This window comes from Mycobacteroides sp. PCS013, from assembly GCF_049532645.1.
Lineage (GTDB): Bacteria > Actinomycetota > Actinomycetes > Mycobacteriales > Mycobacteriaceae > Mycobacterium > Mycobacterium gwanakae.
Genome location: NZ_CP150131.1, coordinates 1673317 through 1697276, shown reverse-complemented (window position 1 = coordinate 1697276; position 23960 = coordinate 1673317). Strand labels below are relative to the sequence as shown.

Annotated in this window: 26 protein-coding genes, 1 tRNA gene and 1 pseudogene; 15 read left to right on the top strand and 13 right to left on the bottom strand. The window is 63.1% G+C overall.

All coding sequences use genetic code 11. The features are described 5' to 3' along the window. Positions 1-25: 25 nt before the first annotated feature. On the bottom strand, positions 26-502 hold the full coding sequence (locus RHO23_RS08285; protein ID WP_070949585.1) for a nuclear transport factor 2 family protein: 477 nt from the start codon (positions 500-502) through the stop codon (positions 26-28). 147 nt (positions 503-649) lie between these two features. Between RHO23_RS08285 and RHO23_RS08280 the strand changes: the two genes are divergently transcribed. Beyond that, positions 650-1018 carry a hypothetical protein gene (locus tag RHO23_RS08280; protein WP_030097754.1) on the top strand — a complete coding sequence of 123 codons (369 nt, stop codon included), beginning with the start codon at positions 650-652 and terminating at the stop codon, positions 1016-1018. Positions 1019-1024: 6 nt separating this feature from the next. Here the strand turns inward: RHO23_RS08280 and RHO23_RS08275 are convergent, their stop codons facing one another. Both RHO23_RS08275 and RHO23_RS08270 read right to left on the bottom strand, forming a co-directional pair. Beyond that, positions 1025-1564 (bottom strand): hypothetical protein, encoded by a 540-nt coding sequence (locus RHO23_RS08275; RefSeq protein ID WP_046253740.1) that lies wholly within the window; start codon positions 1562-1564, stop codon positions 1025-1027. Between the two features lie 88 nt (positions 1565-1652). Beyond that, positions 1653-1729, bottom strand: a tRNA-Leu gene (locus tag RHO23_RS08270). Positions 1730-1853: 124 nt separating this feature from the next. On the opposite strand from RHO23_RS08270, the gene RHO23_RS08265 reads away from it, so the two are divergent. From RHO23_RS08265 to RHO23_RS08240, 6 genes are all read left to right on the top strand, one after another. Continuing rightward, entirely contained in the window at positions 1854-2471 is a 618-nt protein-coding gene (locus RHO23_RS08265) for an ANTAR domain-containing response regulator (RefSeq protein WP_046255793.1), read from the top strand. 97 nt (positions 2472-2568) lie between these two features. After that, a complete protein-coding gene (locus tag RHO23_RS08260) occupies positions 2569-3753 on the top strand; it encodes a branched-chain amino acid ABC transporter substrate-binding protein (protein ID WP_423488924.1) in 1185 nt (394 codons plus the stop codon). A gap of 30 nt (positions 3754-3783) precedes the next feature. Beyond that, positions 3784-4854, top strand: a complete 1071-nt coding sequence (locus RHO23_RS08255) for a branched-chain amino acid ABC transporter permease (RefSeq protein ID WP_030097758.1) — start codon at positions 3784-3786, stop codon at positions 4852-4854. Continuing rightward, complete coding sequence (locus RHO23_RS08250) at positions 4851-6023, top strand: branched-chain amino acid ABC transporter permease (protein WP_057965808.1); 1173 nt, start codon at positions 4851-4853, stop codon at positions 6021-6023. The genes RHO23_RS08255 and RHO23_RS08250 overlap by 4 nt, the downstream gene beginning before the upstream one ends. Further along, positions 6020-6967: an ABC transporter ATP-binding protein gene (locus tag RHO23_RS08245; RefSeq protein ID WP_064408884.1), complete on the top strand. Its 948-nt coding sequence runs from the start codon at positions 6020-6022 to the stop codon at positions 6965-6967. Before RHO23_RS08250 ends, RHO23_RS08245 begins: the two co-directional genes overlap by 4 nt. Further along, positions 6968-7693, top strand: a complete 726-nt coding sequence (locus RHO23_RS08240; RefSeq protein ID WP_030097761.1) for an ABC transporter ATP-binding protein — start codon at positions 6968-6970, stop codon at positions 7691-7693. Here the strand turns inward: RHO23_RS08240 and RHO23_RS08235 are convergent. The 4 genes from RHO23_RS08235 to RHO23_RS08220 form a co-directional block, all read right to left on the bottom strand. After that, on the bottom strand, positions 7675-8382 hold the full coding sequence (locus tag RHO23_RS08235) for a TIGR02206 family membrane protein (protein ID WP_423488923.1): 708 nt from the start codon (positions 8380-8382) through the stop codon (positions 7675-7677). The genes RHO23_RS08240 and RHO23_RS08235 overlap by 19 nt on opposite strands. Positions 8383-8421: 39 nt before the next feature. Further along, positions 8422-9627: a lipid-transfer protein gene (locus RHO23_RS08230; RefSeq protein ID WP_030097763.1), complete on the bottom strand. Its 1206-nt coding sequence runs from the start codon at positions 9625-9627 to the stop codon at positions 8422-8424. Further along, positions 9624-10064: a Zn-ribbon domain-containing OB-fold protein gene (locus RHO23_RS08225; RefSeq protein ID WP_030097764.1), complete on the bottom strand. Its 441-nt coding sequence runs from the start codon at positions 10062-10064 to the stop codon at positions 9624-9626. Before RHO23_RS08225 ends, RHO23_RS08230 begins: the two co-directional genes overlap by 4 nt. A gap of 68 nt (positions 10065-10132) precedes the next feature. Further along, on the bottom strand, positions 10133-10843 hold the full coding sequence (locus RHO23_RS08220) for an SDR family NAD(P)-dependent oxidoreductase (protein ID WP_423488922.1): 711 nt from the start codon (positions 10841-10843) through the stop codon (positions 10133-10135). Positions 10844-10974: 131 nt separating this feature from the next. On the opposite strand from RHO23_RS08220, the gene RHO23_RS08215 reads away from it, so the two are divergent. Together RHO23_RS08215 and polA are read left to right on the top strand one after the other, a co-directional pair. Further along, positions 10975-11382 carry a winged helix-turn-helix transcriptional regulator gene (locus RHO23_RS08215; RefSeq protein WP_101312507.1) on the top strand — a complete coding sequence of 136 codons (408 nt, stop codon included), beginning with the start codon at positions 10975-10977 and terminating at the stop codon, positions 11380-11382. Between the two features lie 32 nt (positions 11383-11414). Continuing rightward, the gene (gene polA, locus RHO23_RS08210; RefSeq protein ID WP_070917629.1) at positions 11415-14123 is read left to right on the top strand and encodes a DNA polymerase I; all 2709 of its coding nucleotides are present in this window, start codon (positions 11415-11417) and stop codon (positions 14121-14123) included. Here the strand turns inward: polA and RHO23_RS08205 are convergent. The 5 genes from RHO23_RS08205 to RHO23_RS08185 all read right to left on the bottom strand — a co-directional run bounded on the left by RHO23_RS08205 (position 14120) and on the right by RHO23_RS08185 (position 17981). Then, complete coding sequence (locus RHO23_RS08205; protein WP_101312501.1) at positions 14120-14659, bottom strand: hypothetical protein; 540 nt, start codon at positions 14657-14659, stop codon at positions 14120-14122. The two genes, polA and RHO23_RS08205, sit on opposite strands and share 4 nt — an antisense overlap. Positions 14660-14732: 73 nt before the next feature. After that, on the bottom strand, positions 14733-15692 hold the full coding sequence (locus RHO23_RS08200; protein ID WP_423489198.1) for a cytochrome c oxidase assembly protein: 960 nt from the start codon (positions 15690-15692) through the stop codon (positions 14733-14735). A gap of 1 nt (position 15693) precedes the next feature. Then, positions 15694-16377 carry a phosphatase PAP2 family protein gene (locus RHO23_RS08195; protein ID WP_064408878.1) on the bottom strand — a complete coding sequence of 228 codons (684 nt, stop codon included), beginning with the start codon at positions 16375-16377 and terminating at the stop codon, positions 15694-15696. A 72-nt stretch (positions 16378-16449) separates the two neighbouring features. Next, positions 16450-17418, bottom strand: a complete 969-nt coding sequence (locus RHO23_RS08190; RefSeq protein WP_217340898.1) for an NAD-dependent epimerase/dehydratase family protein — start codon at positions 17416-17418, stop codon at positions 16450-16452. Beyond that, positions 17415-17981, bottom strand: coding sequence for a TetR/AcrR family transcriptional regulator (locus RHO23_RS08185; RefSeq protein WP_217340897.1), 567 nt, complete (start codon positions 17979-17981; stop codon positions 17415-17417). Before RHO23_RS08185 ends, RHO23_RS08190 begins: the two co-directional genes overlap by 4 nt. A gap of 309 nt (positions 17982-18290) precedes the next feature. Here RHO23_RS08185 and RHO23_RS08180 point away from each other — a divergent pair, with 309 nt between their 5' ends. The 5 genes and pseudogenes from RHO23_RS08180 (at position 18291) to RHO23_RS08160 (ending at position 21984) form a co-directional block, all read left to right on the top strand. Next, complete coding sequence (locus tag RHO23_RS08180) at positions 18291-19778, top strand: SulP family inorganic anion transporter (RefSeq protein WP_254383919.1); 1488 nt, start codon at positions 18291-18293, stop codon at positions 19776-19778. 105 nt (positions 19779-19883) lie between these two features. Continuing rightward, complete coding sequence (locus tag RHO23_RS08175) at positions 19884-20258, top strand: MerR family transcriptional regulator (RefSeq protein WP_196325720.1); 375 nt, start codon at positions 19884-19886, stop codon at positions 20256-20258. 92 nt (positions 20259-20350) lie between these two features. Further along, on the top strand, positions 20351-20812 hold the full coding sequence (locus RHO23_RS08170; protein WP_217340895.1) for a hypothetical protein: 462 nt from the start codon (positions 20351-20353) through the stop codon (positions 20810-20812). A 20-nt stretch (positions 20813-20832) separates the two neighbouring features. After that, positions 20833-21342, top strand: a pseudogene (locus tag RHO23_RS08165) (two-component sensor histidine kinase); the annotation flags it as partial. A gap of 9 nt (positions 21343-21351) precedes the next feature. After that, entirely contained in the window at positions 21352-21984 is a 633-nt protein-coding gene (locus RHO23_RS08160) for an ImmA/IrrE family metallo-endopeptidase (RefSeq protein WP_423489197.1), read from the top strand. Positions 21985-22877: 893 nt separating this feature from the next. On the opposite strand, the gene RHO23_RS08155 is transcribed toward RHO23_RS08160, so the two are convergent. Beyond that, positions 22878-23219 carry a MerR family transcriptional regulator gene (locus RHO23_RS08155; RefSeq protein WP_101312506.1) on the bottom strand — a complete coding sequence of 114 codons (342 nt, stop codon included), beginning with the start codon at positions 23217-23219 and terminating at the stop codon, positions 22878-22880. A 135-nt stretch (positions 23220-23354) separates the two neighbouring features. Here RHO23_RS08155 and RHO23_RS08150 point away from each other — a divergent pair, with 135 nt between their 5' ends. After that, positions 23355-23840 carry an Hsp20/alpha crystallin family protein gene (locus tag RHO23_RS08150; RefSeq protein ID WP_423489196.1) on the top strand — a complete coding sequence of 162 codons (486 nt, stop codon included), beginning with the start codon at positions 23355-23357 and terminating at the stop codon, positions 23838-23840. Positions 23841-23960 lie beyond the last annotated feature (120 nt).

The window sequence follows — 23960 nt, the reverse complement described above, 5'->3', positions numbered from 1 at the left end:
GCGATAGGTTACCCGGTTCTCGGCGCTACTGCGACCAGCGGTTGGCGATCAGGTTGAAGCCGATGTCCTTGGTGTTCTGCATGGCCTCATAGAGGCGGTAGTACGAGATGTAGCTGATCCGCCACTTTCCATCGGCGTCGCGGCGGTAGCGGTCGGTGTAGTACGAGGTCCCGGTGATGATGACGCTGTGTGCCGGGACGATGACGACGTCGCTCATGGCCCAGCTGCCGGTAGCGGTGTCGCCGTCCACCGCGATCTCTGGATGGCTCATGGTGTGCACGCTGGTGATGTCCGTGGTCAACGATGACCGCATGTAGTCGACAACACCGGTGCGCGAGGTGAACTCGAGGGGCGCGCCGTGCACCGCGGTGCCGTAGGTCGCCTCAACATCCTCGGTGAGTGTGTCGGCGAACTCGTCCCACAACTTGTTGTCGAGGGTGCGTGCATAGCGGTACTTGAGTTCGGTGATCTCGTGGATGTCGACGAGGGTCTCGGGGGTCATGCTGGCCAGTCTTAGCACGTGGCGAGGCGTCGTGTGCGACATCGGCAGGGGTTAGACATGGTGTGCGGTTCCTACCAAGGTCATCTGCAAAAGCTGTGTGTGGGAGTACATTTGTCCTGTATTCGTCCACCCTTTGAAGAGGTGCCCATGAACTCATTCACCCGTTTTGTCGTGGCGCCCGCGGCCGGCGTCCTGGCAGCTGCGTTCGTCGGATTCGGAGCGGTGGCTTCGGCCGATCCGTCGCCGGCACCTCCGGTTCCGGGCGCACCCAACTCGCCGTCGCATGGGTCGCTGGTCGATCAGCCGAGCAACGACGGGAATAGCGGCTGGGGCTACCTCCCCGGCGGCGCCGGGGCTCAGTGCGAGAACGCCTGGGTGGTGTGCGGTTCCGACAACAACCCACCCGAGTCCAACATCGCTCCCGGACATGACGATGACGGCGGCTGGGTCAGTGCACCCGGCGAGACCGGCTCCGACTGCGAGAACCCCGGAGTCACCTGTACTGACGTCGGCTAGGCGCGGTCAATACATCTGGCCGTAGGCCATCGATACCCAGCTGTGCTGACCGGCGGCTCCTTGCACCTTGATGGTGTGGGGGGCCGCCGGATTTGCCTTCACGGCAAGAAGCATCACGATCACCCCGGGCTTGCTGGGGTCATCGCCACATATGCCGCCGCCGGGTATCGGGGTGTTGTCCAGCGCGATGTTCACGGCCGGGCCGCCGGTGCAGAGGGCCGCGATGTAGGCCGCCGGACCCGACGCTGATGGTTGCGGCGCTACCGGGATGTCATAGCTGCCGGTGCCGTCCTTCGTAGCGGCGATCACGGGGTTCTGCAGGCTCCGGAAGGTATCGCGGATGCGTTTGGCCGGGTCATCAGCATCGGCCTTGGCAGTCGGCGAGAGGGAGGTGGACCGGGGGATGGTCGAGGCGGCGAAGGTCTTCGTGGTGGCCGTCGACGACGCCGTGTCCGATATGCGGGTAATACCGGACGATGTTTGGCACGCCGCGACCGCAGAAGCGCACACCATAAGCGTCAGCACACCGACAGTTGCTCGGTTCATGCGGGGAATCAAAGCATGACGGCCGCGATTCGCGGCGCCCTTGGTCGAGTTTGGACTCCGTCGTCTTGGAGCCCTGGTGTTGTCTTCCTGGTGCCCTCGGTGAGATTCGAACTCACACTGCACGGGTTTTGAATCCGTTTCCTCTGCCAGTTGGGATACGAGGGCCTGGCGTTACTGCCGTTTTGGTGTCCAGCGGCCAGTCGCGCGATCTCCAACCTTAAGGGATGGGGAACATCACTTTCACCAGGGTATCGCCGTACACACGACCACATGCGTCACAATGGTCGCCATGACCGGCCCTCAGAACACCGAACCGGCGGCGCCCGCCCGCCGTGTGCTCGTCGCCGAAGACGAAGCCCTCATCCGCCTCGACCTGGTCGAGATGCTGCACGAGGAGGGCTATGACGTGGTAGGTCAGGCCGGGGACGGCCAGGAAGCCGTCGACCTCGCCCAGGAACTCAAACCCGATCTGGTGATCATGGACGTGAAGATGCCACGTCGCGATGGCATCGATGCCGCCTCGGAGATCGCCGCCAAGCGCATCGCCCCGATTGTGATCCTCACCGCATTCAGCCAGCGCGACCTGGTGGAGAAGGCTCGCGATGCCGGCGCCATGGCCTACCTGGTGAAGCCGTTCTCCAAGACCGATCTGGTACCCGCCATCGAGGTCGCCGTGAGCCGTTTCGGCGAGCTGACCGCGCTGGAGAAGGAAGTTCAGACGCTCGCCGACAGGCTGGAGACCCGCAAGCTGGTCGAGCGCGCCAAGGGCGTTCTGCAGTCGACCCAGGGCCTGACCGAGCCAGAGGCGTTCAAATGGATCCAGCGCGCCGCGATGGACCGCCGCACCACCATGAAGCGCGTTGCCGAAGTGGTGCTGGAAACACTCGATACCGACGCGCCGAGCTGAAACTCGGGTAAGCACTGCGCGTTGCCCCGCGGTTGGCTATGTTTTCTGATCAGCGATTTTGTTATGACCTGTCAGCCCCAGCCATCCGGAGGTAATCGTGCGTGCACGCGCGAGTGTGATCATGCTGGGCGCGGTGTCCCTCGCCCTGGTCGGTTGTCACGCCGGCGCTCAGTCGGACGAGTCCAATCAGACCAACCTGAAGATCTCGCCATTGGTGCAGATCGCTCAGGATGGGACCGAGGTGCCCGCGTCGAACGTGAAATCAGCGGCCGATCCTGCCGGTGACGGAAAAGCACAGTGCGCCAACGTTTCCCTGGCGATGGCCGGTGCGCTCAACGGTCCCGATGCCGCCCTCGGGATCAATATCCTCGACGGGGCGAAACTCGCCGTCGACAAGCACAACGCCGCAAATCCCGGATGCCAGATCAAACTCCGCGAGTTCGATACCGAGGGCCTGCCGCAGAACGCGAGCAACATTGCCCCGCAAATCATCGGCGACCCCACCATCGTCGGACTGATCGGGCCGGGGTTCTCGGGGGAGACGAAGTCGACGGGCCAGATCTTCAGCGAGGCAGGTCTGGTCTCCACGACCGCCTCGGCCACGAACGTGACGCTCACCCAGCAGGGCTGGAAGACGTTCTTCCGTGGGCTTGCCAATGACGGCGTGCAGGGTCCCGCTGTCGCCAACTACCTCAAGAAAACGCTCGGGTACAAGAAGATCTGCGTCGTCGACGACAGCACCGACTACGGATCCGGGCTTGCCAACGCGGTTCGCGGGACGCTCGGGACCGACTGCAACGCCTCGGTGAAGAAGGGGGACAAGGACTTCTCCGCGGCGGTCACGCAGCTCAAGAACGCCGCACCGGACGCGGTGTTCTTCGGTGGCTACTACGCCGAGGCGGCTCCCTTGGTCCAGCAGCTGCGTAATGCCGGAGTGACCGCGACATTTGTGTCCGCGGACGGGGCAAAGGATATGGAGTTCGTCAAACAGGCCGGTGATTCCGCGAAGGACGCACTGCTGTCCTGCCCGTGCGGGCCGGCTTCGGACACCTTCTCCAAGGAGTACACCGCCAAGTTCCAGCAGGAACCGGGCACCTACAGCACCGAGGGATACGACCTGGCCACCATCCTGGTCAAGGGCATCGACGCCGGAAAGACCACCCGAGCGGGGTTGCTTGATTGGGTCAGGAATTACCAGGGGCAGGGTGTGGCGCGTGAATACAAGTGGAACGAGAACGGAGAGCTAACCTCGACACTTATCTGGGTGTATAAGGTCACGTAGGACATACGAGGGGACTAGGCTCAGCCGCAAATGATTTCGGGGTGGATGGCACAAACAGATGTGCAGGCCAGCACAATTTCATTCGATCTGCACGGACTGTGGAACAGCATCGGTCAGCTGACGATCGACGGTTTGGCGTGGGGCGCCATCTATGCGTTGGTCGCGGTGGGTTACACGCTCGTCTTCGGAGTGTTGCGTCTCATCAACTTCGCGCATTCCGAGGTGTTCATGCTGGGCATGTTCGGGGCGTACTTCGCCCTGGATGTCGTGCTCGGGTTCTCGCCCGGCGGCAATGCCTATAACAAGGGCGTCTCGCTCACCGTGCTGTACCTCGGTGTCGCCATGCTCATCGCGATGGCGGTATCGGCCACCACGGCGCTGGGGTTGGAAGCGGTCGCCTACCGCCCGCTGCGTCGCCGTGGCGCACGGCCCTTGACGTTCCTCATCACCGCCATCGGGATGTCTTTCGTCATCCAGGAATTCGTGCATTTCGTGCTGCCGAAGATCCTCAAGGGTTACGGCGGCAGCAATGCGCAGCAGCCAATCCGGCTGGTGACGCCCAGACCGGTATGGACCTTCGGCCCATTCGATGTGGGCGGCCGCCACATTCCGTTCCAGGCCACGATCACCAATGTCACCCTGGTCGTCGTGGCAGCGGCCTTGGTACTGGCCTTCATCACCGATGTCGCGATCAATCACACCAAGTTTGGGCGCGGTATTCGGGCGGTCGCACAGGACCCGACGACGGCGACGCTGATGGGTGTCTCTCGCGAACGCATCATCATGACGACCTTCATCATCGGTGGTCTGCTGGCCGGGGCCGCCGCGCTGCTGTACACACTCAAAGTTCCGCAGGGCATCATCTACTCCGGCGGATTCCTGTTGGGTATCAAGGCATTCTCTGCCGCGGTGCTCGGCGGTATCGGCAATCTGCGCGGAGCGCTGCTGGGGGGCCTGCTGCTGGGCGTGATGGAAAACTACGGGCAAGCGGTGTTCGGCACCCAGTGGCGCGATGTGGTGGCCTTCGTCCTGCTGGTGCTCGTGCTCATGTTCCGGCCCACCGGCATTCTCGGTGAGAGCTTAGGGCGGGCGAAAGCATGACTACCGCAGCACGCGCCCTGGCGCCGGGCGACTCGATACGCCGATGGTGGTCCGAGCTGGCCCGTCCGGTCCAGTGGGTGTACGGGCTCATCGGATTCGCACTCATGGCGCTGCTTCCGGTGTGGAAGATTCCGTACCTAAACACTCCCAATACCAGCTTCGGCGGGGTAATGGCCCAGTTCGCGATGGTGGCGCTCATCGCGATAGGCCTGAATGTCGTTGTGGGACAAGCCGGATTACTTGACCTGGGGTACGTCGGTTTCTACGCCATCGGTGCGTACACGGTCGCATTGCTGACCAGCCCCGACAGTCCCTGGAATCGCATGGGGACATCGGCCTTCTTCAGCTCGAGCTGGGCCTGGTTGTCGTGTCTGCCCATCGCGGTGGCGATCGCCGCCTTCTTCGGTCTGGTGCTGGGCACCCCCACGCTGCGCCTTCGGGGTGATTACCTGGCCATTGTCACGTTGGGATTCGGCGAGATCATCCGCCTGCTCGCCGACAACCTGGAGGTCACCAACGGCCCCCGCGGCCTGCATAAGATCGCCTATCCGCACGTGGGGGAGCAGTACGTCCGTGGTGGCGTCTTCTCCAGCGGCAATTCAGGTGGTCACCTGAACTATGGGGTGTGGTGGTACTGGCTGGGACTCTGTCTGATCGCGGTGGTGCTGATACTGATGGGCAATCTGGAGCGCAGCCGGGTAGGCCGCTCGTGGGTGGCCATCCGGGAGGACGAGGACGCCGCCGAGATGATGGGGGTTCCCACGTTCCGGTTCAAGCTGTGGGCCTTCGTGATCGGCGCCAGCATCGGCGGACTGTCCGGCGCCCTCTACGCGGGCCAGGTGCAGTACGTGGCATCGCCCACCTTCAACATCATCAACTCGATGCTTTTCCTGTGCGCCGTTGTCCTCGGCGGTCAGGGCAACAAGCTCGGCGTGATCTTCGGCGCGTTCATCATCGTTTACCTGCCCAATCGCCTTCTCGGCGTGCAGGTGCAGGGTGTCGACCTCGGCAATCTGAAGTACCTGTTCTTCGGGTTGGCGCTGGTTGTCCTGATGATCTTCCGGCCGCAGGGCCTGTTCCCGGCCCACCAAAAACTGATGGCCTACTGGCGCAAGGCAACTGAGCGGATTGGCGCCAAGAAGCCTGAGGAAGCCGAGGCCACGGCATGACCGAGCACGATGAGAACAGCACCGAAGCCGCGCCGGAAGTCGACGAACTCAGTGACTTCGGGACCGCGGTTGACCTCGCCGAGGAGGCCCCGGAGGAGGCCGATTCCGCCGAGGCAGAAGTGCTGCTCGAGGTCAAGGAACTGACGCTCAAATTCGGTGGCCTGCAAGCCCTCGACGGGGTCAGCTTCGATATTCGGCGCGGGGAAATCCTCGGGCTGGTCGGCCCCAACGGTGCGGGCAAGACGACCTGCTTCAACGCCATCACCGGGGTATACAAGCCGACATCGGGCGCCATCGTGTTCGACGGGAAGCCGCTGCGCCGCCTGCGGCGCCACCAGATCACCCGGCGTGGGATCGCCCGGACCTTCCAGAACATCCGGCTGTTCGGCGAGATGACCGCCCTTGAGAACGTCGCGGTGGGCACCGACGCCCGGCACAAGACGTCGGTGCTGGGCGCCCTGCTGCGAACCCCGCGGCATCGCCGCGAGGAGCATTACGCCGTCGATGTGGGGCTGGGGCTGCTCGACTTCGTCGGCATCGCTGATGTCGCCGACGTCAAAGCCAAGGAGCTGCCGTATGGCAGCCAGCGCAGGCTCGAGATAGCGCGGGCGCTGGCGACCGAACCCAAGCTGCTCTGCCTGGACGAGCCGGCCGCCGGATTCACCCCCAGCGAGAAGGAATCGCTGATCGAGCTGATCCAGCGCATCCGCGACTACGGGTACACGGTGTTGCTCATCGAACACGACATGAAGCTGGTCATGGGCGTCACGGACCGCATCGTGGTGCTCGAATTCGGCAGGAAGATCGCCGACGGCCTGCCCGCCGAGGTACGAAACGATCCGGCGGTCATCGAGGCGTACCTCGGAGTGGCCGATGAGGAGTTCCACGGACCCGATCCCGGTTGGCTCGATTCGGCCGCACCCGATACCGAAAGCGAGAGGTAGATGCCTCCCGTACAGCTGAAACTCAACAACGTCGGGGTCCACTACGGTCCGATCCAGGCGGTGAGCACGCTGTCCTTCGATGTCCGGGAGGGCGAGCTGGTCACTCTGCTCGGTTCCAACGGCGCCGGTAAATCGACCACGATGCGCGCCATCTCGGGTCTGGTGCCGCTGAGTTCGGGGACGATCTTCTTCGAGGGCCAGGACATCTCGAAGATGAAGGCGCACAAGCGCGTCAAAGCTGGGATCGTGCAGGCCCCCGAGGGGCGCGGGATCTTCCCCGGCATGACCGTCGCCGAGAACCTCGAAATGGGTTGTTACGGAAGAAAATTCAAGTCCCGGGCGGAGCGCCGGGAGCGTCTCGACTGGATCAACGCGTTGTTCCCGCGGCTGGCCGAGCGTCGGCACCAAGAGGGCGGCACGCTCTCCGGTGGCGAGCAGCAGATGCTCTCCATCGGACGTGCCCTGATGGCCAGGCCGAAGATCCTTCTGCTCGACGAGCCTTCCATGGGTCTGGCGCCGCTGCTGATCACGAAGATCTTCAACATCATCGAGGAGATCAACGCCTCGGGGACCACGGTGGTTCTGGTCGAGCAGAACGCACAGCAGGCACTGAGCCGTTCGGACCACGCCTATATTCTGGAGACCGGATCGGTCGTGCGATCCGGCGCCGGGCGAGAATTACTGCAGGACGACAGCATTCGCTCCGCCTATCTCGGAGTGGTCTGAGGTTCACCGGTTTCAGCCGCCGATCGCTGCCACGGCCAGGTCATCAGCGCCCAGACCGTCAGGACCAGTACGGTCGCGGTGACGACGTACCACGGCCACGGACCCATCAGGTCGAAAAGACTTGCAGTCGAGGGCTTCTGATTGAGAAATCCGTAATTTGACCCGACGGCAGCGTTGAAGACCATGGTGAAGACAGCCCAGGACAACGTGACCATCGCGGTCATGCGATAGCTGCGCCAGGTGGGGCGCATGCCCCGCCCCCAGGTCAGATAGATGGCCGCCCACACCACGAGCAGATGTATCGACCAGAACTCCAGGAACCCCCGCCCCGGGAAGTCGGGACCGGTCAGCACGGGGGAGATCAACGCCTGGCTGCTGAGCACCAGGCCCCAGTAGTAGGTCAGCGCGTATGCCCAGGCGCGCTGGGACCACAGTGCATAGGCGGCGACCGCGGTCGCTAGGTCGGTCAGCCGCAGAGGCATCGAGATCTCGATGCGCGGGGGAATGCATCCGGCGATCAGTATGGCGGCATAGATGATCGCGGTCACGGCGCCGAGCACCCGTCCCAGAAGGCGGGCCCGGATATCGGTGAGCCGGCGACCCTGCCACACCAAGAGCGCTGCGCCGAGCACGAATACGGCCAGAATCACCCAGTGCGACGGGCCGTACGCGTGGAACTGTCGCACCATCGCTTGAGGCTAACGCCCCGCGATCGCCGGTGGGCGCTGCTAGCGCGCGACAATCACCGACGAGCCGTTGCCGAACAAGCCCTGGTTCGCGGTAATCCCGACCCGGGCACCCTCGACCTGCCGGTCACCGGCCTGCCCGCGCAGCTGCCAGGTCAGCTCGCACACCTGCGCGATGGCCTGCGCCGGGATGGCCTCGCCAAAACAGGCCAGACCACCGGAGGCATTCACCGGGATCCGGCCACCAACCGTGGTGGCGCCGCTGCGCAGCAGCTGCTCACCCTCGCCCTTGGCACACAGGCCCAGGTGCTCGTACCAGTCCAGCTCCAGGGCCGTCGAGAGGTCGTACACCTCGGCAAGGCTCACGTCCTCGGGGCCGATGCCGGCCTCCGCGTATGCGGCGTCAACGATCTGGTCCTTGAAGACACGATCGGGCGCCGGCACCACCGCGGTGGAATCGGTTGCGATATCCGGGAGTTCGGGAAGATGCTGCGGATACTTAGGGGTGATGGTCGCGACGGCGCGCACCGAGGGCACGCCGTCGACCGAACCGAGATGCTTCTTCACGAAGTCGGCGCTGGCCACGATGAGGGCCGCAGCGCCGTCGCTGGTCGCGCAGATGTCCAGTAGCCGCAGCGGATCCGACACCACCGGGCTGGCCAGCACATCCTCCACCGAGGATTCCTTGCGGAACCGCGCGTTCGGGTTGTTCAGGCCGTGCCGGGAGTTCTTGACCTTCACCTGGGCGAAATCCTCTGCGGTCGCGCCGTAGAGGTCCATCCGCCGCCGTGCCAGCATCGCGAAGTACACCGGGTTGGTGGCTCCGATGAGGTGGAAACGCTGCCAGTCCGGGTCGGCCTTGCGTTCGCCGCCTACCGGTGCGAAGAAGCCCTTGGGGGTGGTGTCGGCCCCGATGACCAGCGCCACATCGCAGAATCCGGCCAGGATCTGAGCGCGCGCACTCTGCAGCGCCTGTGAACCACTGGCGCAAGCCGCGTAGGTCGAACTGATGGGCACACCGTTCCATCCCAGCTTCTGGGCGAAGGTCGAACCGGCGATGAAGCCCGGGTAGCCGTTCCGGATGGTGTCCGCTCCGGCGACGAATTGAATTTGGCGCCAATCCAGTTCGGCGTCTTGAAGCGCGGTGCGGGCGGCCGCCACGCCGTACTCGGTGAAGTCGCGTCCCCACTTGCCCCATGGGTGCATGCCCGCGCCGAGGATGTAGACGGGATCCGGGGTGCGGCTCATGCGGAAACCTTCTTCCATGCGTAGACCAGCCGCTCAACACCCTCGTCATCGGTGTACAGCGGCTCCAGGGCGAGTTCCATTGGCTGGCCCACCTTCAGATCGGCAGCGCCGGTACCGGCGACGACCTTGCCCAGCACGATGATGCCCTCCGCCGCCAGCTCGACCGCAGCGATCGCGTACGGCTCGTACGGATCAGAGGGCGGATACGGGGGAGGCGGTGCGTACTGGTTCTCGGTGTAGCTCCAGACCGTGCCGCGCGAGGACAGCGGCACCTGATCCAGCACATCGCTGTCACAGGCCGGGTTGGGGCAGTTGTTGGCGCGTGGCGGAAACACGATGGTGGCGCACTGTGTGCACTTGCCGCCAATCAAATGCGGTTGGCCGGATTCGTCGGTATCGAACCAGCCGTCGACGGCAGGGGCTTGATCTGTAGGCACCCGGTCAGATTACCCATGCTCGTGAACGAATTGAAACGTGTGTCAGTTTTGTGTCCCGCACAGCGGGATCAGGGCCGGAACGCCGAGTCCGCAGGCACGAAATTCTCGAACATGCTGCGCACCGTTGACATACCCCACAGGTGCTCAGCCAGCGCCGCCGATTCGACCGTCGGAAACCCGTGGGCGTCCCCAGGTGTCATCGCCGCCATCTCACTGCCGAGAATGAGGGCCCCGATGGTCAGCAGCCCGACGTACACGCCGTGCGGCGCCATCTCAGAATGTAAGCCCTGCAGGTAATTTCGTGCCGCGGCGGCAGCCGGACCAGGCCCGCTCATCTCCGGCATCGCCCTGGCCCCGGTACCGCCGATGGTGGCCAAGATCGTTCCGCGTTTCCGGTCAATCATCCCCGGCAGCGCGGCGCTCACCGTGCGGATCAGTGGTCGCACGAACAGCGACCAGTAATGGTCGGCCTCGGTAGCGGTGAGATCGCGCGCCGGGGTGAATGCCACCGGCGACGAGGGGCCGTAGTAAATCGCCTCGATTGGCGGCAATGTGGTGTCGACTGCCGTGAGAAGTTCCTCAACGCGGATGTCATCGGTGAGGTCCACGGAAAACGCGGTCGCGCTCACTCCTCTTCCCGCGAGGTCTGCCACCAAAGTGTCGAGTGGTTCCCGGCGGCGGCCGACCACCGCAACGTGGAACCCTTCGCGCCCAAACCGCCGCGCCACCGCTGCTCCGGTGCCACTGCCGGCACCCAGCACCAGCATTGTTCTGTCCATCACTAACCTCCAGGTCATATCATTTCTTCTGATATGTGCGTAGCACCATCATGGAGATGTTTTGGACCTCCTACAAAAGGCACACACGTGTGCGCTCGCGAACAAGGATGTGCGTTATGACCGAGCTCGACATGACCTCCGTCAGTCCGGTATTGCCGAGCATCTGTGCCGGGGTAGGGCTCGCCGAAGGTGAATTCATTCGGGAGGTCCTCGACCGCGTCGGCGACAAGTGGAGCGTGCTGATCATCGCGACTCTGCACGATGGCCCGCGCCGATACACCGAGCTGCACGAGGCCATTCCGGGCATCTCGCAGCGCATGCTCACCCGCACGCTGATGCTGCTACGCCGCGATGGCCTCGTCACGCGCACCGCATTCGCCGAAGTGCCACCCCGAGTCGAATACGCGCTGACGCCGTTGGGAATCGACCTGCACGGCATCTCCGCCGCGTTGGTGCTCTGGGCACGCACCCATCACGTGCAGATCCGTGGTCACCGAGCTGTGTTCGACGCCGCGCTGGACAAGGCATCGGGGTCGTAGGCGCTGTCGCACCCGTTGCTTAGGGTAGGAGGGTGACTGCGCCTGCGACGAAGACCGGAACCAAACAGCCGACCCTGCTGCTGCTCGACGGTAACTCGCTGGCATTCCGGGCGTTTTATGCACTCCCGGCCGAGAACTTCAAGACGCAGTCCGGCCTGACCACGAACGCGGTCTATGGATTCACCTCGATGTTGATCAACTTGCTGCGCGATGAGGCGCCCACACATGTGGCAGCAGCCTTTGACGTTTCCCGCAAGACGTTCCGCTCGGAGCGGTACCCCGAGTACAAAGCCACCCGCTCGGCCACGCCCGATGAGTTCCGCGGACAGATCGACATCACGAAGGAAGTCCTGCAGGCGCTCGGCATCACCGTGCTCGCCGAGGAGGGCTTCGAGGCAGACGACATCATCGCCACCCTGGCCACACAGGGACAGGCCGAGGGTTTCAAGGTCTATGTGGTCACCGGTGATCGCGACTCGCTGCAGCTGGTCAACGACGACGTGACGGTGCTGTATCCACGCAAGGGCGTCAGCGACCTCACCCGGTTCACGCCGGAGGCGGTGGTCGAGAAATACGGCCTGACGCCCACCCAGTACCCGGATTTCGCGGCACTGCGGGGCGACCCGAGCGATAACCTGCCCGGGATTCCCGGTGTCGGCGAGAAGACCGCTTCCAAGTGGATCCTCGAGTACGGCTCGTTGCAGGAATTGATCGACAAGGCCGACACCGTGCGCGGAAAGGTCGGTGACTCACTGCGCGCAAACCTGGCCTCGGTGGTCCTGAATCGCGAGCTCACCGATCTGGTTCGGACGGTGCCGCTTCCGTATGTCCCTGCTCAACTGGCGCTGGCCCCCTGGGATCGTGATCAGATCCATCGGCTCTTCGACGATCTCGAGTTCCGGGTACTGCGTGACAGGCTGTTCGAGACCCTGGAGGCTGTCGAGCCCGAGGTGGACGAGGGATTCCAGCTGGTGGGCCAGGCACTCGAGCCGGGAACTGTCACCGACTGGCTGGCCACCCACACCTCCGATGGTCGCCGTAGCGGACTAGCCATCGTCGGGGCGTACACGCCCTATGACGGCGATGCCACGGCGGTGGCCGTCGCGTCGGCCGACGGCGATGGTGCGTATATCGACACCACCACGGTCACGCCAGAGGACGAAGCAGCTCTGGCCGCGTGGCTTGCCGACGAAGCTCGCCCCAAGGCTCTACACGAAGCAAAACAGGCCATGCACGCACTGGCCGGGCGTGGGTGGCAGCTCAACGGTGTCACCTCCGACACCGCTCTCGCGGCCTACCTGGTGCGCCCGGGGCAGCGCAGCTTTGCCCTCGATGACCTGTCATTGCGGTATCTGCGCCGCGAGCTGCGCGCCGAAGACGATGGAGAACAACAGCTCTCACTACTCGATGACGACGGGGCCGGTGATGCCAAGGCTGCTCAGGCCCAGATGCTGCGTGCCCGTGCCGTCATCGACCTCGCCGATGCACTCGACGTCGAACTCGAACGTATCGAGTCGTCGGGTCTGCTGGCCGACATGGAGCTGCCGGTCCAGCGGGTGCTTGCGGGATTGGAATCCGTTGGTATCGCCGTCGACATCGATCACCTGACCTCTCTGCAGAACCAGTTCGCCACCGGTATCCGCGAGGCAGCCGACGCCGCCTACGCGGTGATCGGTAAGCAGATCAACCTGGGCTCTCCAAAACAGCTGCAGGTTGTGTTGTTCGACGAGCTCGGCATGCCCAAGACCAAGAAGACCAAGACCGGCTACACCACTGACGCAGATGCCCTGCAGACACTTTTCGACAAGACCGGGCATCCATTCCTGGAGCATCTGCTCACACACCGCGACGTCACCAGGCTGAAGGTCACCGTCGATGGGCTACTGAAATCCGTTGCCGCCGACGGCCGTATCCACACCACCTTCAACCAGACGATCGCGGCGACGGGCCGGTTGTCATCAACCGAGCCGAACCTGCAGAACATCCCGGTGCGCACCGAGGCCGGTCGCGAGATCCGGGACGGATTTGTGGTCGGCGCGGGTTACGCCGAGTTGATGACGGTCGACTACAGCCAGATCGAGATGCGCATCATGGCGCATCTGTCGGCCGACGAGGGCCTGATCGAAGCGTTCAACACCGGCGAGGACCTGCACTCGTTTGTGGCCGCCCGCGCATTCGGGGTGCCGATCGACGAGGTCACCGGCGAGTTGCGCCGGCGGGTCAAGGCGATGTCGTACGGCCTGGCCTACGGATTGTCCGCCTATGGCCTTGCCACCCAGCTCAAGATCTCTAATGACGAGGCCAAAGAGCAAATGGACCAGTACTTTTCGCGATTCGGTGGCGTTCGCGAATACCTGCACGCCGTGGTGGATCAGGCGCGTAAGGACGGATACACCTCGACAGTGCTCGGCCGGCGCCGCTACCTGCCCGACTTAGACAGCGGCGATCGTCTGCGGCGCGAGGCGGCCGAACGTGCCGCTCTCAACGCACCCATCCAGGGGAGCGCCGCCGACATCATCAAGGTCGCGATGATTACCACCGACAAGGCTTTGCGCGACAAAGGCTTACAGTCACGCATGCTGCTTCAGGTGCACGACGAGCTGCTGTTCGAGGTGGCCGACGGCGAGCGGGAGACGCTGGAAGCGCTGGTCCGCGAAACCATGGGTTCGGCGTATCCGCTCGATGTGCCGCTAGAGGTCTCAGTGGGGTACGGCCGCAGTTGGGATGCCGCGGCCCACTAGTCCGTCAGGCCACGGCTCGTTAACCAGCCGTGCACCGTCATGGTGGTCGTCACCTCGTCGAGGTCCAGCACCACCCGGGTCTGGTCGTTGATCAGCTGCACGGCGCGTTCGCAGACGGCAATCGACTCGCTACGCACAGCGGCATGGATCGCGTCGTTGATGTCCGAAGGCAGATCCGCCGCGTCAGGCGTGAGCCGTCCGGCCGTACGCGCGGCACGGGCGCTGATCTCGCGCAATGTGCTCCCGGCGTGGCGACGGATCGTTTCCACCGTGGTGATGGCGCGGGCCAGCGCGAGGTATTTCTCGCGGGTGTCGGCCTCGGGGGCATCAGGCTGGCCGAGTCGGTTCGTGGCGTCACGAAGCCTGTCAGAGTCGTCGACGGCCTCGAAAGCGAGGTAGAAGCCGGCGACGGCACGACCGATGGGTGTCGAGGTATCGACTGCGGGGGAGGACGGTCGTGGCGGGCGCTGGCGAGGACCGGACTCTGATAACGGCGAGTCGACGGGCGACGGCAGGCCGCACCGTGGGACATCCATCTGTCCATACTGCCCGAAAAATAGACGATGTGTGCAGAAGTTGACGAGGGAAAGATCACTCAGGACGCGGATGTCAGCGTTGCCCGAACCGCTCCCGCAGCTGTGGGTCGTTCTCCCACCATAGCGTCGAGGGGCCCTGGTCCGGTGCCGCCGTGTCGCCCAGGTCGGCGGTAGCCTGGTCGGCCTGGTCGAGTTCCTCGTCGATCCTGGCTGCCTGCGCTTTGTCGTCGGCCGACAGCGCACGCATGAGCAGCAGGAGAAAAGGAAGCCCAAGGACGTCGCCGAGGATCCAGAGAATCCCGGCACCATAGGTCTGATCGGTTCGCATATCCGGTCCCCAAGAGCGGTGCAACGCCAGGTAGTAGGCAGATGCCACGAGCGGACCCTGCCACAGCACCAAACCCAGTATTCCGTCGCCGATCGTCTCGGCCACGCTGATCAGCAGTGAGATCAGCTGTGGGTACCTGCGGGGTACCTGGTCAACCTGAAGGCGTGCGTAGAAGTACGCAAACCCTATGAACACCAACACTGTTCTTGTCGCTGCACCGAGCGCGCCGACTGTGAGGGAGGCCGTGTACCAGGGCGTGAGATAGAGCAACCATGGGGTGACCAACATCGCCAGAGATGTGGTGAGCGGGTGAGTGACCACGCGCGCGGGCATCGACGACACTGCGCTATCGAATCTGTCCAGCATGCGCGGATGCAGTGCGCTGCGCACAACAGTGACCGGCCGCCCCAGGGCCAAGAAGAACGGGACGACCAGCAGTAGCAAGACAACCTGCAGTGCACGCATCCAGAACAGGGCCTGCGCATAGACACCGATGACGCTCATGCATGCCAGTGCCCAGCAGCCGATTCCGGCGAAAAAGCAGCTCGCCGAGGCGGCACTGATCGTCACCTGACGGCGACGCGCACGAGCTAGCGCCCAGCTATAACTCGCGCAGAGCAAGACAGTGCACACGGCCGCGGCCGCATCGAAATGCCATGCACACCAGAGCATCGTCCAGGTGAGTGGCTCGGAGGGTGCAAACATCTCAGGCAATGGCCCGGGGAGCGTGGGCGGTCGCGCTGGCCCGGTGAAGTGCGGCGGCCGCGATGATCACGACAGCTGTCGCCAGCACGACCCCCGCCAAAACATCGACCATCCAATGATCTCCGAGATAGAGACGACTGCCGGCCACCGACAGCACCGCAGCGATCGTCCCCAACAGCGCCGCCTGCCGTCGCCAATCGCGGTACCGGTAGGCGACGACCACGGTCAATATCCCGGCGAGAGCGGTCGTGCCCGTAACGTGCCCGGAGGGAAAGGACCAGCCGCTTTCGGCAACCAGCTGAACATCGCCGGGCGGGCGACGCTCTCCAACAGTCCATTTCGCCACCGCAGCAAGCAGGAATGCGGCCCCGACCGCGACGGCGACGGTGGCAGCGGTTCTCACCGAGCGTGTGAAACGCCAGATCACCAGTGCCGCGATGACTGTCGCGATAGACACCGCCGTCGGGCTACCGAGGTGGGTGACCACGATCGCCACCGCGGTGAGCCAACCATGCCGATGAATCTCCAACCAGCCCAACGTGTGGTGATCGACAGCGGTGCCCGAGCCGTAATGGTGCGCTGTTGCAGCCAATGTCGCGAAGACCACGAACAGAGCTGCGGCGAGAACCGCAGCGATCCGTGTGCTCGTTGTTTCGGGGCGAAGATTTCTCACGCTGAAAGCCATCGCATCCTTCTCGTCGATTCCGGGACCGACGAATGAGGCTAGATCTCACACCTGAGAATCAGCTGGCAGCACTCAGCCGAGTGCCAAAGCGTTCAGCCCCTCGGCGCGTGTTGTCTTTCCGACGTAGCCCAGTTCGCGGCGTGCGGCCGAATCGTCGGTCGTGAATTCGCGTCCAATCAATCGCACCATCGTGCGTGTCAGCGGCGGATCGCCCTTGTCTGAGCGCAACGTCGCGACGGCCTCCAGAACACGTCCGAGGGTGAAGGCCACCCGGTAGGGGATGGATCGCAGGCCATCGATCGAAACGCCTGACGCCGCAGCATGACCGGCCACGAACTCGTGGAAGGTGACGGGTTCACGATCGTTGATGAAGTAGGGACGACCGCCGGTGCCGCGTTCGAGCGCGCACTGGACCGCCTCGACGACATTATCGACGTGGATCGTGGACACCGGGTATTCGCCGCGCGCGATAAATGCGAATTGTCCGGACTCCACGGCCGCGGGAAGCTGCTTGCTGAACGGACCGCCAGGACCCCAAACACCGGGTGGACGAAGCGCGAGGGTGCGGAACCCGGGCCGGTTCGCAGCGAGGACTGCCGCCTCGCCCTGAGATTTGCTTGCGATGTACCCGGAGAAGCTATTCGGGTAGGTGGGCGCCGTCTCATCAACGTTGCGCAGGGGTGTCCCACGATCGTCCATGACCAGCGCAGCGGCACTGATGTAGACAAATGTGTTAGCGCCAGCCTTTTGAGCTGCTGCCAGAAGAGCCTCGGTGCCAACGACATTCGCCTGGAAGTAGGGGGCGCGCGGGCCCGCGAACCGGAAGTGCGCAGCGGCGTGGATCACCGCGTCGACGCTTGGAAGCGAGAGTTTCTCGGGGCTTTCCAGATCTCCTTCAACCGGTGTGGCACCGAGTGCGCGCACCGTGTCGATGGATGACGCCGACCGCGCCAGCGCGAACACCTCGTGCCCGTCGCCGACGAGCGTGGGAATCAGGCGCGCACCGAGGAATCCGGAGCCGCCGGTAACGAAGATCTTCATGTCTGCTTGTCACTTTCGTTGGGTGCGTAAATGGATTGGATTGCGCGGTCGCGCAGGGCATTGATCACGATCGGATCAGGTTGTCGTTCGGTGTCCAGCAGGTACAGCGATGAGGCGGCGTGAGCCGAGGCCCAGATGAGGTCGGCGGCCGCCTGCACATCCATGGCAAGTCGGCGCTTGGCGGCGACGGCTTCAAGACGTTCGATCAGAAGGCGCCGTGCCGCATCTGCGGCCGGAATGCTGGCTCCCTGTAGGACGCGGACCAGCATTGCGGCATACAGCCGTGGACGTTCGGCGGCGAAGCGGACGTAGTTATCCCATCCCTGCCCAAGCGCTAACAGGGGATCGGGCGAGAAAGTCTCCGCCTTCTTACCCGCGAGGAACTGCGCAAACGCTTCGGTGATCGCGGCGCTGAGCAGGCCGTCCGCACTGCCGAAGTGGTGATAGAGAGTTGGGGCGGTGACGCCGGCCATCGCACACACTGCGCGCGTCGAGAAGCCTGCCTCTCCGCGGTGCTCCAGAACCTCCAAAGCAGAGGCCAATAGCGTTGCCCGTGCGTCCATGATTTTCACTATAGCGCCGCTATAGCTTCATCTATAGCGGCGCTATAGTGATCTACGCCACTCGCCGACTCGCGACCCGCCCGACAGGGTTGCAACTCTACCCTTCCGTGAGGGTAGAGTTACGGACAATCTGCCGGCTTCAAGATTCCTGAGCTGCCGGCGTTCCGATAGGGGTGCAGTGCCGCATCCGTCGCATCCCACGTCTCCCGCCAAGGTAGATGCTGTTGTGCTGCAATATGAATGGAGAACGCTGTGCCGTCTAGACAACCATCTGCCATACCGGGCGTGCGTGAAGCAGATGACCCGAGCATGTCGGTGTGGGCGACGCTGCGGTCCTGGCCGCGGACGCGCACGGAGGTTCTAGCTGGACTGGTAGTGGCCCTGGCGCTGATCCCTGAGGCGATCTCGTTTTCGGTGATCGCTGGGGTAGATCCACGAGTCGGCTTGTTCGCGTCGTTCACAATGGCGGTGACCATTGCGATAGTTGGCGGGCGCCCAGCGATGATTTCAGCGGCGACCGGGGCAGTTGCTCTCGTGATCGCGCCGGTCGTGCGCGAGTACGGCATGCACTATTTCATCGCCACAGTCATTCTGGCCGGACTGTTCCAGATCCTGCTCAGTGCACTGGGAGTGGCCCGGCTGATGCGGTTCATCCCACGCAGCGTGATGGTCGGCTTCGTCAACGCACTGGCCATCTTGATCTTCATTTCCCAATTGCCGCACTTGATCGGCGTTCCCGCGCTCGTCTATCCATTTGTCGGGGTGGGGCTGCTGATCATGGTGCTCCTACCGAAACTGACCACCGCGGTGCCCGCACCGCTGGTCGCCATTGTGGCCCTGACCGCCGCGGTGATGGTGCTTGCGCTCCACCTGCCGAGCGTCAGCGATGAGGGCACTTTACCGTCCAGTCTGCCAACGCTATTCATTCCGCGTGTGCCGTGGACGATGCACACATTGGGAATCATCGCGCCGTACGCGTTGGCGATGGCCTTGGTTGGACTGCTTGAATCGTTGATGACCGCCAAGCTGGTCGATGACATCACCGATACTCACTCCAACAAGACCCGCGAGGGCTGGGGACAAGGCGTGGCCAACGTGGTCACCGGGTTCTTTGGCGGCATGGGCGGATGCGCAATGATCGGCCAGACCATGATCAACGTAAAAGTCTCCGGTGCACGCACGCGTATCTCAACTTTCCTGGCCGGGGCCTTCCTTCTGGGATTGGTTGTCGGACTGGGGGATATCGTCGGCCGCATACCCATGGCGGCCTTGGTTGCAGTGATGATCATGGTTTCCGTGGGCACCATGGACTGGCACAGCATCAACCCAGCCACGCTGCGTCGCATGCCTCGCAGCGAAACCCTAGTCATGGCAGCCACTGTGATCGTGACAGTGATCAGCCACAACCTGGCCTATGGCGTCATCATCGGGGTGCTCACTGCCATGGTTCTGTTCGCCCGCCGCGTCGCGCATCTGGTCACTGTCCATAGAACCGAACAGCCGCAACAACACTCAGACACGGGCAGCCGCACGGCGATCTATCGGGTCACCGGAGAACTGTTCTTCGCATCCAGTAATGACCTGGTGTACCAGTTCGACTACGCCGGCGACCCCGACCGCATCACCATCGACATGACCGACTCCCACATCTGGGACGCTTCTACCGTCGCCTCACTGGACGCGATTACCACCAAGTACCAAGCCAGAGGCAAGCAGGTCGAAATCGTGGGCCTGAACCGAGACTCAGCCGTCCGCCACGACCGGCTCACCGGACGATTCGGTGCCAGTCACCAATAGGTCCGCAACGGCTCCGCGGGCCTGACTACAGTTGGCAGCACACAAACGTGCAGTTGCAGAAGGGCACAGGTGCACTGACCGGTGACGGAAATAGACAACGCGAACATGCAGATCGGGCAAGTCGCTGCCCGCACCGAACTGTCGATTCGCACAATCCGCCACTATGACGAGGTCGGCCTGGTGACCCCGTCGGCGCGCAGTACAGGAGGCTTCCGCCTCTACACCGAAGCCGACATCGAGCGCCTCCTGGTTATCCGTCGAATGAAACCCCTCGACTTCACCCTCAACGAGATGAAAGAGCTGCTCGAAGCCATCGACACCTTCAACGAGCCCGCCGCCACCATCGCTCAAAAGACTGCAGCCACCGACTACTTGCAGCGGTGTCAAGCCCGGACCCGGGACAGCATCGACAAGCTCCGCAAACACCTGGCGTACGCCGAAGAACTCGACCAGGTTCTCACCACTCGTACCAAACAGTGAGGTAATCATGGTGGGCTCAGGTGTGAATAGGGCAGTGTGGCGGGGGCCTTGTTCTCAGCGAAGTCTCAGCGACTGACGGGCATTGTCGAGCCATGTCGAACATTGATGACACCAACAAGTCTCCCGAACCTGCAGAGGACGCCGACGTACAGACCGCTGAACCGACCCCAGAAACCAGCCAGAGGCGGAAAAGTTCCAGCCTGTCGGTGTTCACCCGGGTAACAGCAATTGCAGGTGCAGCGGCTGCTGTGGTCGCGGTGCTGGGGCTGACATTCGGTGCCGGGGTTTGGGCGGGTAGCCAGTTTGGTGACGATTATGGCCGGGATGGTCGCGGGCACAGCGAGTCCCGGTCACATAACCATGAAGCCGACGAAGATGATGGCGACATCGATCAGCGCTGGGCCCGCGATGGCGCCGAGAGCCAACGTCCCGGCGATGATGAAGGTAAGTCAAGCGATGGCCAACAGGTACGTCGGGATGGTGAACGTGTCCAGGCGCCCGCGTCCTCCTCAGCTACGCCTGTTCCTGCGCCGACGGCTTCTGGGCGGTCGTAGGCCTGAGATGATTGCGGTATGTGCTCGCCTGCCACGACAGGGCATCCAGCGTTGGTGATGCGCCTGTGGGGTCGACGGTGAGGCGTCGCATACGCGTTCGTTTGCGGCGATGGTGTGGCGGGATTGCGACCCGCTCGGCGCTGGTGGCCGCCGCCGTAGTCCTGGCCAGTTTGATGATTGTGGGATCGGTATCGGTGGTGCTGCTGTATCGCTCGATGTGCGCCGATGTCGATGATGCGGCCAATGCCCGTGCGGTGGCGGTGGCTGAGTGGCTAAGTAGGGAACCACCCGATGAACTGGAGCCGGTGCTGTTGGCCACCGATCAGCGGATCGTGGGAGTCCAGATCGTCGACGCGAGCGGCCAGATAGCGAGACGTTCGGATTCGGCGCCGAAGGTTCCGTTGATCCCTATGCACAGCAATACTTTTCAGGGAAATCAAGTGGGTGTTCCTGCCACTGCCGATGACGATATTCGAGTGGCTTCGGTCGCAGTAGATGGCAGTAAAGGCCGGTACACGGTATTGGTGGGCGTCGCTCCGATGATGCTGGCCAGGAATCTCGATGACGGCGAACCAGCTAGCGCGACAGGACATTTCGGAATTTCGTATTGGGGGGGCGTCGGTTCGGCTGCGCTGATCGGGTTGTTCCCGGGCAGCCAAGGTGACCGCTCACGATTCACGTTGGCCCATGAATTAGGTCATATTGTTTTGCATACGTACCGGCCGCACGCCGCTGATGCGGAGAACGAAGCTCATCGATTCGCCGGTGCATTGCTAGTTCCGCGGCGCCGTGCGGAAGAGACAATTTCCGAGTCGACAACACTTAGCGGCTTTGCTCGACTGAAGGCGACGTGGGGGATGTCGATCCAAGCGTTGATCGTGCGTGCCGCCGACTTGGGGCTGATCGGTGATACGCGGAAACGCTCTCTGTTCGTACAGCTCTCCTCGAAGGGGTGGAGAAAAAACGAGCCTGTCGCCGTGGGACACGAATCGCCGCTGCTCTTGTGGACGCTTCTGTCCAGGAAGTACGGCGATCGTCCCTATCGTGCGGCATCTGAGGATTTGGCGATCCACCCGACCGTCTTGCGGTCTATAGCGCCTTCCCCAAATTTGATGACTCGATCGGTGAGTGAGCCGGGGGCTGGCAGTGTTCGATTTCTGAAACGCAACTAGGAGAACGCATTTCAGCGTCGAGCGTGTTGCCCGATATGGCCGTACGTCAACATCTTAAACACCTATCGGTCACTCCGCCGATCCGCGTGAAGATACATCGCTGCCTTAAGTTCTTATCTGCAGGTGCATGTTGTTTACACTCGGCTGCCCTCGACGGTTGCCGGTGGCGTGTTTGACATCGCGAGTTACAGGGTTATCTGCATTGCTGCACTTGATGATCCGGGGTGTTTTGTCTTCGGAGGCTTTATTTGACCTTGAAGCCGTGCATCGCGGCCTCGGTACCGAGCGCGATCAGCGGGTGGGACTTGTCCGTGCCGGAGTCCCCGATCAGGCACGACGGTAAGCACCTTTTACCCAGTCGCATTTAGCCAGAGTGTGAATGGTGGCGGGATCGACGTTGGGGTGGCCTCAAAGTCGCAGCCGCAGAACGTTTCCGCGCGGATAGCAGGGGGGGCGATCCTCACGCTAGGTAAGGTCTTAACAATCCGATGCATGGGTCATAGCGACAGCACAGTTCAAGATGGCGGTCAGGGGTGGAAGGTCGGCGCTCTGGCTAGCCTGACGGGGCTGGAGCTGCGTGAGCACTGGTCTTCAGTGCGGCATTTTTCGCTGAAGCGCATGGGATCAAACAGTGTGATGCCTTGGCCCTCATGAGCGGGTTTGGTCAACGGTGTCTTGCCGTGGCGCTCGGGTTCGATCAGGCCTGCTGTCCTGGTGCACATCGCCGATAACAATGCGGGCATCTTGTATCACGGACTCGGATACCGACCGCGGAGAATTGGGGCTGCCCGCCAGGCACCGGGGGAGGTTCCCACGTGCATGCAGGCCGCGCGCAAATTCCCATCCGCGCGCCGAATCCAGTGTGCTTACTGGTGGATCTCACCTGCCTACATTCAGTCGTGGCGTTTAGGTGTGCCGTGGTCCGAGGCGCTAGATCGTAGTGCGGTGTTGATGTCTTCCAGGTCCAGGATGCGTCCGATGCCTGCGATGTTGACTCCGGCTGTCACGAGAGTGACGATCCGTTCGATACGTACCAGGTCATCGGCGCTGTAGCGGCGGGTGCCGCCCTCCGTGCGCGCCGGGGACAGCAGCCCATGGCGTTCCCATAGTCGCAGCGATTGCGTGGGGGCGCCGGATAATTCCGCAGCGACCGTGATCCCATACACGCCATGGTGGGGTGCGGGCACCTGAGCGCGGATCCCCGGGCCGTGCACCGACAGGCCTTCATTGAGCATCGTCACAACTTTTCTCGTTCGGCTACTTGCACTCAGCATCGTTGAGTGCTAAATAAATGTATATCAACTGGCATAGATAAACCAGTTGGTAGCGCACAGATGGCACAAGGGAAAGGACAGATGGAGGTGGCCACGATGCTGATGCGTACCGATCCATTCCGAGAGCTAGACCGCTTCACCCAGCAGGTGCTGGGAACCGCGGCACGTCCGGCGGCGATGCCGATGGACGCCTGGCGTAACGGGGACGAGTTCCACGTGGAGTTCGATCTGCCCGGTATCGCTGCTGATTCGCTGGATCTGGATATCGAGAACAATGTGGTGACAGTGCGCGCCGAACGCGCACCCCTAGATCCCGGCCGTGAGATGTTGGCAGCCGAGCGTGCCCGTGGAGTGTTCTCACGACAGCTGGTACTGGGCAACAATCTGGACACCGGCCGGATCACCGCGGACTACCACGACGGAGTCTTGCGGCTAGTGATCCCGGTGGCCGAGAAAGCCAAGCCCCGCAAAATCGCCGTGGATCGCCCCGCCGCCAAGGCGATCGATGACACCACGGTGATCACCGAAGAGGGCGACGCGGTGCGTGGCGGTAGTGCGATCAAGGAACCGGTCAACGCCTGACTGTGACCGTGTTCCGCTAGCTGGGCCGGTTTAACACGTGTCGGCCCGATGTCACCTGGCGCCGGGCTACCTCTAATCCCGGCGCTAGGTGTCTTCGGGATGATGCTGGCGAGGTCCATG